General features: G+C 48.8%; 1 rRNA gene. It reads right to left on the reverse strand.

Annotation, left to right across the window (positions count from 1 at the left end):
• Positions 1-246, reverse strand: a 23S ribosomal RNA gene (locus tag IWT5_RS11970); the annotation flags it as partial.

Consider the following 246-nt stretch of genomic DNA (forward strand, 5'->3'; position numbering starts at 1 on the left):
TCCTTAACGAGAGTTCACTCGCACACCTTAGGATACTCTCCTCGACTACCTGTGTCGGTTTGCGGTACGGGTAGTAAGATACTCACTAGAAGCTTTTCTCGGCAGTGTGACATCAGCCACTTTTCTACTTAAATTCGGTCCTCATCACAGCTTGTCTACCCGGTTGAAAGCATTTTACTAACAACCAGACTTGCTGCTTGAACGCACATATCCAACAGTGCGCACGGCTTAGCCTCCTGCGTCCCT

The sequence above is a fragment of the Secundilactobacillus mixtipabuli genome (assembly GCF_002217925.1).
GTDB classification, from domain to species: domain Bacteria; phylum Bacillota; class Bacilli; order Lactobacillales; family Lactobacillaceae; genus Secundilactobacillus; species Secundilactobacillus mixtipabuli.